11 protein-coding genes are annotated in these 8,874 nt (G+C 73.3%); 2 read left to right on the top strand and 9 right to left on the bottom strand.

The genetic code is table 11. From position 1 onward, the window contains the following. Positions 1-104: 104 nt before the first annotated feature. Genes KBY81_RS15580 through KBY81_RS15560 form a run of 5 tightly spaced genes read right to left on the bottom strand, consistent with a single transcriptional unit; the run spans position 105 to position 3,026 of the window. Entirely contained in the window at positions 105-404 is a 300-nt protein-coding gene (locus KBY81_RS15580) for a hypothetical protein (RefSeq protein ID WP_254976994.1), read from the bottom strand. Positions 405-409: 5 nt separating this feature from the next. Next, the gene (locus tag KBY81_RS15575; RefSeq protein ID WP_106219408.1) at positions 410-682 is read right to left on the bottom strand and encodes a hypothetical protein; all 273 of its coding nucleotides are present in this window, start codon (positions 680-682) and stop codon (positions 410-412) included. A 42-nt stretch (positions 683-724) separates the two neighbouring features. Then, positions 725-1,675 (bottom strand): RluA family pseudouridine synthase, encoded by a 951-nt coding sequence (locus tag KBY81_RS15570; RefSeq protein ID WP_254976993.1) that lies wholly within the window; start codon positions 1,673-1,675, stop codon positions 725-727. Then, positions 1,675-2,643: a ribosome biogenesis GTPase YlqF gene (gene ylqF, locus KBY81_RS15565; RefSeq protein WP_254972234.1), complete on the bottom strand. Its 969-nt coding sequence runs from the start codon at positions 2,641-2,643 to the stop codon at positions 1,675-1,677. Before ylqF ends, KBY81_RS15570 begins: the two co-directional genes overlap by 1 nt. After that, on the bottom strand, positions 2,643-3,026 hold the full coding sequence (locus KBY81_RS15560) for a universal stress protein (protein WP_106219411.1): 384 nt from the start codon (positions 3,024-3,026) through the stop codon (positions 2,643-2,645). Before KBY81_RS15560 ends, ylqF begins: the two co-directional genes overlap by 1 nt. A gap of 140 nt (positions 3,027-3,166) precedes the next feature. Here KBY81_RS15560 and KBY81_RS15555 point away from each other — a divergent pair, with 140 nt between their 5' ends. Continuing rightward, the gene (locus tag KBY81_RS15555) at positions 3,167-4,372 is read left to right on the top strand and encodes a phosphoglycerate kinase (protein ID WP_106219412.1); all 1,206 of its coding nucleotides are present in this window, start codon (positions 3,167-3,169) and stop codon (positions 4,370-4,372) included. Between the two features lie 51 nt (positions 4,373-4,423). Here KBY81_RS15555 and KBY81_RS15550 read toward each other — a convergent pair whose 3' ends face one another. The 4 genes from KBY81_RS15550 to KBY81_RS15535 form a co-directional block, all read right to left on the bottom strand. After that, the gene (locus KBY81_RS15550) at positions 4,424-4,831 is read right to left on the bottom strand and encodes a hypothetical protein (RefSeq protein WP_254976992.1); all 408 of its coding nucleotides are present in this window, start codon (positions 4,829-4,831) and stop codon (positions 4,424-4,426) included. A 98-nt stretch (positions 4,832-4,929) separates the two neighbouring features. Beyond that, positions 4,930-6,327 (bottom strand): ATP-binding protein, encoded by a 1,398-nt coding sequence (locus KBY81_RS15545; protein WP_254972232.1) that lies wholly within the window; start codon positions 6,325-6,327, stop codon positions 4,930-4,932. After that, entirely contained in the window at positions 6,305-7,030 is a 726-nt protein-coding gene (locus KBY81_RS15540) for a response regulator (RefSeq protein ID WP_106219415.1), read from the bottom strand. The genes KBY81_RS15545 and KBY81_RS15540 overlap by 23 nt, the downstream gene beginning before the upstream one ends. A 3-nt stretch (positions 7,031-7,033) precedes the next feature. Further along, entirely contained in the window at positions 7,034-7,825 is a 792-nt protein-coding gene (locus KBY81_RS15535; RefSeq protein WP_254976991.1) for a hypothetical protein, read from the bottom strand. Between the two features lie 77 nt (positions 7,826-7,902). Between KBY81_RS15535 and KBY81_RS15530 the strand changes: the two genes are divergently transcribed. Continuing rightward, positions 7,903-8,874: glycosyltransferase (locus KBY81_RS15530; protein WP_254976990.1), on the top strand; the 972-nt coding region annotated here is incomplete at its 3' end.

Raw genomic sequence — 8,874 nt, 5'->3', positions numbered from 1 at the left:
GGGCCGGGGGGCGGCGATCAGCTCCTGGCCCCAGGCCTGGGCCAGCGGCGCCGCCAGCGCCAGGCCCAGGGCCGGGGCCAGGCAGTGTCGGAGCTGACGCCGGATCACGGCTGGTGTGTCCCGGGGGGCGGACCCAGGGACGGGGCCGATGGCGCGGCGGCTGGCGGGAGGGGTGGCGTCGGGGTGGCGGGTGACGTGGCGGTGGCGGTGCGGGCCTGCATCAGATCGTGCAGACCCAGGCTGGTGCGGGCCAGACAGCCGATCGAGAAGCAGATCGCCGCACTGCCGAACAGGCCCAGCTGCGCCTCGCGGGTCTCGCCCTGAAGGCGCGTCATCGCCAGCAGCACCACCCCGGCGGCCAGCCAGGGCAGGGTGACGACCAGGCCGAGCTGGGAGCGGGTCATCGCCATCAGCGCAGGCCCAGCTCCCGGCGCAGCTGCTGCTCCAGCTGGCGCACGGCGCCGACGCGCGCCATGGCCCAGGAGAGCTGGCAGACGCAACCGATCGAGAAGCAGATCGCGGCGTTGCCGAACAGCCCCCAGGCGTGGCTGTGCAGGTTGAAGTCCTCCGCCAGCAGGAGCCGCAGCGCCAGGATCACCAGCAGGCCGGCCACCACCCAGGGGCCATACACCCAGCCGACGAAGAACTGGTCGACGAACAGCCGTCGCGGCGGCGGGGCCATGACACCGGGATCCAGGGTTTCAAGTCTGCCGCAGCAACGCCCTCAGGACGACCGTCGCCGCAGGGCCCGCAGCAGCGTCTCGAACACCTCCGGCAGGGGCGCCTCGCACACCAGCCGCTCGCCGCTGATCGGGTGGTCGAGGGCCAGCCGCACCGCGTGCAGGGCCTGGCCGGGAAGCGCCACCGGCAGCTTGCGGCAGCGGCCGTAGGTGGCATCCCCCACGATCGGGTGGCCCGTGTGGGCGCAGTGCACCCGGATCTGGTGGGTGCGCCCCGTGTCGAGCTTGAAGCGCAGCAGGGCGTAGTCGCCCAGGGGCTCGATCAGGCGCCAGTGGGTGCAGGCATGGCGTCCGGTGGTGTCGGTCACCACGGCGTACTTCTTGCGGTCCACCGGATGGCGGCCGATGGCCGCCACGATCGTGCCGCTCTCGGCCGCCGGCCGGCCGTGCACCACCGCCAGATACTCCCGCGAGGCGATGCGCTTCTGGATCTGCACCTGCAGCTTCACCAGCGCCTCCTGGCTCTTGGCGACCACGATGCAGCCGGTGGTGTCCTTGTCGAGGCGGTGCACGATGCCCGGCCGCATCTCGCCGCCGATGCCCGGCAGGTCGGGGCAGTGGTGCAGCAGGCCGTTCACCAGGGTGCCGTCCTTGTTGCCGGGGGCCGGGTGGACCGTGAGTCCGGCGGGCTTGTTGATCACGATCAGATGCTCGTCCTCGAACAGCACATCCAGCGCCATCGGCTGGGGGACCAGGTAGGGCAGGGGCTCCGGCGGCGGCATCCACAGCTCCACCGTGTCGTCGGTGCGCAGGGGCGTCTTGGCCCGGCCCGTGACCCCATTGACCCGCACGTAGCCCGCATCGATGAACTTCTGGATCCGGGCCCGGCTCTGCTCGGGCCGCTGGGACACCAGCCAGCGATCCAGCCGCATCGGCAGCGGCTTCGGATAATGGAGCCTCAGCAGCTCCCCTTCGCCTTCCCCGAAGGCGCCCATCAGCTGGAGGGCGGCTCCTGGGCAGGCCGCTCGGGGGGCGGCCCCGGGGGCGGCAGTTCCAGGGCGATCGGCCCCAGCAGGGAGCGGCGGAAATCATCCAGCAGCCGCTGGGCCATGCGGGGGGTGTCACCGCTGGTGTGGCGGGCCGCCGCCGCCGCGAGCCAGGCTTCGGCATCGGGGATCGGTCGCTCGGGATCCGCTCCGGGCAACGGCGGCACCGCCACCCCGTAGCGGCGCTCCAGCAGTCCCGGCGCCACGCCGGCCGCCGCCACCGGCTCCAGCTGGGCCAGCAGGCGCAGGAAGGCCTGGGCCACCGCCTCGCCGTCGTAGGAGGCCTGGCCGATGTCGTCGCAGAGGGCCAGCCGCAGCCCGGCCAGCTGGTCATCGAGGCGGGGGGGCAGCACGCCGGGGGCGTCGAGCAGATCGAGGTCCTGACCCAGCCGCACCCAGCGCAGGCTGCGGGTGACCCCGGCGCGGCGGGCGCTCTCCACCACCTTCTGGCGCACCAGCCGGTTGATCAGCGCCGACTTGCCCACATTGGGGAAGCCGAGCATCAGGGCCCGCACGGGGCGCGGCTTCATGCCCCGGCCGGCACGGCGGGCGTTGAGCGCCTCGCCGGCCCGGATCGCCGCCGACTGCAGCTGCTTGACGCCGGTGCCCACCTTGGCGTCACACCACCAGGGCACCTCCCCCCGCTGGCGGAACCAGCCATCCCAGGCCAGGCGGGCCGCGGGGCTGACCATGTCACGGCGGTTGATGACCAGCAGGTGCTGCTTGCCCCGGATCCAGCGCTGCAGCCGCGGGTGGCCGGTGGCCAGGGGGATGCGGGCATCGCGCACCTCGATCACCAGGTCCACCTTCTCCAGGTTGGCGCTGAGGGCCTTCTCCGCCTTGGCGATGTGGCCCGGGTACCACTGGATCGGTGGGGCGGCGGTGCTGAGGCGGACCGTGTCGCCGACGTCCGGCATCAGGGCACCACCAGCACCGGGCAGGGCGCCAGCTGCAGCACCCGGGCGGCGGTGCTCTGGTGATCGCCCTCGAGGGTGATGCCCCGGGTGCCCATGACGATCACATCGGCATTGATCTCATCGGCCACGTCGCCGATCACGAAGGCCGGCTTTCCCTCCCGCTCCAGCACCTCGCAGGCCACACCGGCCTGGGTGAAGCTGGCGCGGGCCTGCTCCAGCAGCTGGGCCACGGCGGCGGGATCGTGCATCACCCCCTCCTCGGCCTCCACCACCGACAGCAGCACGACACGGCTGCCGTGGCGCTGGGCGAGCTGCAGGGCGACGGCCGCCGTTTCCATCGTCTGGCGGCTCTGGTCGATGGGGAACAGGACGGTGTCGAACATGGCGGAAGGCCCGGCCCTCTTGTCCTAGCGCCGACCGTTGCGGGGGCCAGGGAGCGGGGGTGGGAAGAACCGAATCGCGGCGGCGGCGGAGCGGGAGACGCCGGAGGCTAATCTCCCCCCGCCTTTCCTTATCCGTAATCATGGCGAAGCGATCCCTCTCCAGCCTCAGCGCCGACGATCTCCGCGGCAAGCGGGTGCTGGTTCGGGTCGACTTCAACGTGCCCCTGGACGATGCCGGGGCGATCACGGACGACACCCGCATCCGGGCCGCCCTGCCCACCGTGCGCCACCTGATCGACCATGGCGCCCGGGTGCTGCTGGCCGCCCACTTCGGCCGGCCCAAGGGTCAGGTGAACGAGTCCATGCGGCTCACCCCTGTGGCGGCCCGCCTGAGCGAACTGCTGGGCAAGCCCGTGACCAAGACCGACAGCTGCATCGGCCCCGACGCCGAGGCCAAGGTGGCCGCCATGGCCGATGGCGACGTGGTGCTGCTGGAGAACGTGCGCTTCTTCGCCGAGGAGGAGAAGAACGACCCCGCCTTCGCCGAGAAGCTGGCCGCCCTGGCCGACGTCTATGTCAATGACGCCTTCGGCGCCGCCCACCGGGCCCACGCCTCCACCGAGGGCGTGACGAAGTACCTGAGCCCCAGCGTGGCCGGTTTCCTGATGGAGAAGGAGCTCCAGTACCTGCAGGGCGCGATCGATGAGCCCAAGCGTCCCCTGGCCGCGATCGTCGGCGGTTCCAAGGTCAGCAGCAAGATCGGCGTGCTCGAGTCGCTGATCGACAAGTGCGACAAGGTGCTGATCGGCGGCGGCATGATCTTCACCTTCTACAAGGCGCGTGGCCTGGCGGTGGGCAAGTCCCTGGTGGAGGAGGACAAGCTTGAGCTGGCCAAGGAACTCGAAGCCAAGGCGGCCGCCAAGGGCGTCCAGCTGCTGCTGCCCACCGACGTGGTGCTGGCCGACAACTTCGCCCCCGACGCCAACAGCCAGACCACCGCGATCGACGCCATCCCCGACGGCTGGATGGGCCTCGACATCGGCCCCGATTCGGTCAAGACCTTCCAGGCGGCCCTGGCCGACTGCCAGACCGTGATCTGGAACGGCCCCATGGGCGTGTTCGAGTTCGACGCCTTCGCCGCCGGCACCAACGCCATCGCCCACACCCTGGCCGACCTGAGCGCCAAGGGCTGCTGCACGATCATCGGCGGTGGTGACTCCGTGGCCGCGGTGGAGAAGGTGGGCGTGGCCGAGAAGATGAGCCACATCTCCACCGGTGGCGGCGCCAGCCTGGAGCTGCTGGAGGGCCGGGTGCTCCCGGGCGTGGCCGCCCTCGACGAGGCCTGAGGCCCTGCCTTCAGGGCCTCAGGCCTCGTCGAGGGCGGCCCTGAAGGCAGCTCAGATGCTGCCGGGGCCTGGACGGCGCCCCTCCCCCCAGCCCCCTTTGCGCTCCCCCTTGCCCCACTGGGGCAGGGGGATGCCGTTGCGTTCGAACAGCGCCTTCATGGCGGCCCGGTGCTGCTCCCGCTGGCGCTGGCTGGCACTGCGCTGCTCCTTCATGCAGGTGCGCAGGGCCTCACTGCTGCCGGCGGCGGACAGGCAGCGCTCACCGCGCTGAAGGATGGCGATGCGGGCCTGCTGGTCGCTGAGGGCGAGGCGCTTCTGCTCGGGGAAGATCTTCTGCATCTGGGCGGGCGTGGGACGGCCGGCCGGGGTGGGGCCGCTCTGGGCCATGGCGACACCGGTGGAGCCCAGGACCATCGCCAGGACGGCGACGCGAAGGGGCTGGAGCAGGGAGGAGGGCATGGGAGGAGATGAACTGAACACATTCATGGTGACCGGCAAGTGTGACGGCGATCAGACTGACCACCGGCCAGGTATGACCGGATGCAACTGAAGGTCGCTCACCCCCCGGCCAGGGGCCAGGCGCGCAGCGCCACGGCGAAGCGTCCCGGCGGCGGTTCGAGCGCAGCGGTGGCCTCCAGCCGACGCAGGTCCCCGCCGTGGTCCCGGGCCACCTTGGCGGCGATGGCCAGGCCCAGACCGCAGTGCCCCTCCCCGCCGCGGGCCCGGTCGAGCCGCTGGAAGGGGGTCATGGCCTTGCGCCACTGCTGCGGGTCGATGCCCTCGCCGCAGTCCCAGACCTGGATCTCGAAGCCGCTCTCCACCGCTCCGCCCTCCCCCTGGGGCCGCCCCTCCCCGTCCGCCGGACCCAGGGGCCGCAGCACCAGCCGCAGAGGCGGCCGGCCGTAGGTGAGGGCGTTGTCAAGCAGGTTGCCCACCGCCCGCGCCACGGCGATGGGACGGACCCGCCGCACCAGCGGTTCCAGATCCAGCTCCAGGGGCACCTCGCCCACCGCCGCCGCCGCCTCGGCCACCAGGGCATCGAGGGGCACCAGCACCGGCGTCTCGTCGGCTTCGGCGCCGGCGAAAATCATGAACTGGCGTGTGATCCGCTCGATCGAGCGGATGTCGGCCTGGGCCCGCTCCAGCTCCTGCGGCGCCATCGGCCCCTCGGCGGCGAGGGTGAGGCGCAGCCGCAGCCGGGTGAGGGGGCTGCGCAGGTCGTGGGCGATGCCGGCCAGCATCGTCGTGCGCTCCCGGCCGGCCTCCTCCAGCCGCAGCAGCATGGCGTTGAAGCGGGCCATCAGCTGGCGCACCGCCGGGGCCCCCTGGTCCGGCAGGGCACCGGGCAGGGCCTCGAGGCCCACGTCGGCCAGGGCCTCCTGCAGGCGGGTCAGGGGCCGCTGGATCTCCAGGGTGAGGAAGAGCAGCAGCGCCCCGAGGGCCCCCAGGCCGATCGAGAGGGTCAGCAGCAGGGGGTCGGGCGGCCAGCCGCGGGGGGAGGGCAGGGCGACGAACAGCCACGCCCGCTCCAGGGGGGACGCCATCTCCACCCACACCCCCCGCCGCGGCGACGAGGCCGGCAGCACCGCCGGGCAGCGCCCCAGGCGGCGGCAGAGCACCTCCTGCAGGCGCAGGGTCTGCCAGCGCAGCCGCCGGTCCCCCCCACGGCCGTCCCTGGCCGCCGGCTCCGGCCGCTGGCCCACCACCAGCTGCATGCCGCTGATCTGGCCGAGCACCTCGGGGCTGAAGCGTTCCAGGGCCACCTCCCCCAGCACCACGTTCGCGGCCACCTCCGAGCCGGTCTGGACCAGCTGCTGCTGGGCCAGCCGGCGACCCAGCAGCAGCTGCAGCAGCAGCAGGCAGAAGGCGGCGGCACCGGTGCCCGCCAGCAGGTATCCCAGGGTGCGCCGGAACGACGGCCGACGGCCCCGCTCAGGACTGACGGGGCTTGCCATCGGGGACGAACACATAGCCGTAGCCCCAGACCGTCTGCACGTAGCGGGGCCGGGCCGGCTCCGGCTCGATCAGCCGCCGCAGCCGTGACACCTGCACGTCCATGCTGCGGCTGTCGGTGTCGCTGCCCGGGCCCCGGGCCAGTTCGATCAGCCGCTCCCGGGACAGGGGGCGGTGGGGGTGCTGCACGAACGCCGCCAGCAGGGCGAACTCACCGCCGGTGATGGTGAGCGCCTCCCCGTGGCGCTCCAGGGTGCGGGCCGCCAGGTCCACCTCCAGGTCGCCGAAGGCGATCCGCTCCCCGTCGGGCTGGGGCAATCCGCCGGGCAGGGTGCCGCGACGGCGCAGCACGGCCTCGATGCGGGCGGTCAGCTCCCGGGGCAGGAAGGGCTTGGCCAGGTAGTCGTCGGCCCCCTGCTCCAGGCCGATGATGCGATCCACCGCATCGGCCCGGGCCGTGAGCATCAGCACCGGCAGGTCGTCGGCCCCGTCCCGGAGCCGCCGCAGCAGGCTGAGGCCATCGTCGCCGGGGAGCATCAGGTCGAGCACCAGCAGGTCGGGACGCTGGCCCTCAAGCCGGGCCATCAGCTGGGCGCCGTCCCCCATGCAGCGGACCTCGTAGCCCTGCTCCCCGAGGTAGGTGGACAGGAGCTGGCGCAGCTCCGGATCGTCATCCACCACCCAGATCCGATGCGGTCGAGCCATGGCTCAGGGCTCGAGCGACTTGCGATCGGCGACGACCCGCACCCGCTTGGTGGCGCTGACGATGCCGTCGGGATGGACCAGCAGCACCGCCCAGGTCTGGGAACCGGGGGACAGGGGGGCCTGGACGATCTTGAACAGGCCACCGCCACCCAGCGCCCCCAGTTCCAGGCTGGGGCTGGCCATCGCCGCCTGCTGCTGGGGGGTGATGGCGGTGATGCCACCGGCGGCGAGGGCTCCGTCGAGCGGTTCGTCGAAGATCACGTCGACGTCGTAGCGCTGGCCGGTCAGCACCGCATCAGGGATCAGCAGACTCACGGGCAGGGGCTTCTCGCCGGTGCGCAGCAGGGACTTCTCCCGCAGCACCGTCTGGCCGTTGATGCGGGTGCCGTCGCTCTGCAGGGCAAGCAGCTGTTCCGCCTCCAGGCGGTAGGTGGTGCCGCCCTGGCGCCGGGTGCCCTCCACCCGCAGGGTGACCGTGGGCTGGCCGTCCCGCAGCTGGGTGCCGGAGCTCAGCTGCCAGCGGGCATCGGGGAACTGCTGGCGCAGCAGGCGGCGACGGTTCTCCAGCTGGGCCGGATCCAGGCCGGGGCCGGCCTGCAGCAGGCCCGCCAGGGCCGTGTCGGAACTGCTGTTCAGGGCGCTCTCGAGGGCCTGCAGCTGGGCCGCCGACGGGGGTGCCGCCACCGCGGGGCCACCGGCGCCGGCCGCCACCGCCAGGCCCACCAGGCAGGCAGCGAGCCGCTGCGGCGTCCTGACCGGGGGCAGGGGGGCGGGCAGCGGGCGGGATGGAGCCATGGAGAGGGAGGGATCCGGGGCGGCGGTGGGCGCACCGGAGTCGGCTTTTAAGTTAGGCGCGCTCGTCCCACCCGCCCATGCCGACCCTGCTGATCGCCGCCAGCGGCACGGGTGGCCACCTGTTCCCGGCCCTGGCGGTGGCCGAGGCCCTGCCGGACGACTGGCAGGTGCACTGGCTGGGGGTGCCGGACCGGCTGGAGACCGAGCTCGTGCCCAGCCGCTACCCCCTGCACACGGTGCGGGCCGGGGGGCTGCAGGGGAAAGGCCTGCGCAGGCTCTGGAACCTGCTCCAGCTGCTGCTGGCCGTGCTGCCGGTGCGGCGCCTGATCCGGCGGGAAGGGGTGAGCGCGGTGTTCAGCAGTGGCGGGTACATCGCCGCACCGGCGATCCTCGCCGCCCGCTGGTGCGGGGTGCCGGTGGTGCTGCACGAGAGCAACGCCGTCCCGGGCCGGGTGACGCGGCTGCTGGGGCCCCTGTGCACGCGCGTGGCGGTGGGCCTGCCCCAGGCGGTCGAGCGGCTGCCCCGCTGCCGCCCGCTGGTGTGCGGCACCCCGGTGCGGCGCGCGTTCCTCACCCCCGCGGCCCTGCCGGGGTGGGTGCCCCGGGGCGCCGGCCCCCTGCTGCTGGTGATGGGGGGCAGCCAGGGGGCCCTGCGCCTCAACCGCATGGTGCGGCCCCTGCTGCCGCTGCTGGCGGCCAGCGGCTGCCGCATCGTCCACCTCACCGGCAGCCAGGATCCGGACGCCGGCCAGCTGCACCTCGACGGGGTGGTCGAGCGGGCCTTCAGTGATGAGCTGCCGGGCCTGCTGCAGCACTGCGACCTGGCCATCAGCCGCGCCGGTGCCGGCAGCCTCAGCGAGCTGGCGGTCTGCGGCACCCCGGCGATCCTGGTGCCCTTCCCGCAGGCCGCCGACCGCCATCAGGACGCCAACGCCGCCGCCGCCGCCGCCGTGGGTGCCGCGGTGATCGTCTGGCAGCACGACCCCTGCGAGCCCGCCCTGGAGCGGGCCGTCTGGCGGCTGCTGGGGCCCCGCCTGCGGGGCAGCGCC

This window comes from Cyanobium sp. Lug-B, from assembly GCF_024345635.1.
GTDB lineage: Bacteria > Cyanobacteriota > Cyanobacteriia > PCC-6307 > Cyanobiaceae > Cyanobium > Cyanobium minutissimum.
The sequence above is the reverse complement of the archived record's forward strand: the minus strand, read 5'-3'. Positions and strand labels throughout refer to the sequence as shown.

Coding starts and splice junctions, on each gene's coding strand:
- KBY81_RS15555 (WP_106219412.1), top strand. CDS start 3,167: ATGGCGAAGCGATCCCTCTCCAGCCTCAGCGCCGACGATCTCCGCGGC.
- KBY81_RS15545 (WP_254972232.1), bottom strand. CDS start 6,327: ATGGCAAGCCCCGTCAGTCCTGAGCGGGGCCGTCGGCCGTCGTTCCGG.
- KBY81_RS15535 (WP_254976991.1), bottom strand. CDS start 7,825: ATGGCTCCATCCCGCCCGCTGCCCGCCCCCCTGCCCCCGGTCAGGACG.
- KBY81_RS15550 (WP_254976992.1), bottom strand. CDS start 4,831: ATGCCCTCCTCCCTGCTCCAGCCCCTTCGCGTCGCCGTCCTGGCGATG.
- KBY81_RS15575 (WP_106219408.1), bottom strand. CDS start 682: ATGGCCCCGCCGCCGCGACGGCTGTTCGTCGACCAGTTCTTCGTCGGC.
- KBY81_RS15560 (WP_106219411.1), bottom strand. CDS start 3,026: ATGTTCGACACCGTCCTGTTCCCCATCGACCAGAGCCGCCAGACGATG.
- KBY81_RS15540 (WP_106219415.1), bottom strand. CDS start 7,030: ATGGCTCGACCGCATCGGATCTGGGTGGTGGATGACGATCCGGAGCTG.
- KBY81_RS15570 (WP_254976993.1), bottom strand. CDS start 1,675: ATGGGCGCCTTCGGGGAAGGCGAAGGGGAGCTGCTGAGGCTCCATTAT.
- ylqF (WP_254972234.1), bottom strand. CDS start 2,643: ATGCCGGACGTCGGCGACACGGTCCGCCTCAGCACCGCCGCCCCACCG.
- KBY81_RS15580 (WP_254976994.1), bottom strand. CDS start 404: ATGACCCGCTCCCAGCTCGGCCTGGTCGTCACCCTGCCCTGGCTGGCC.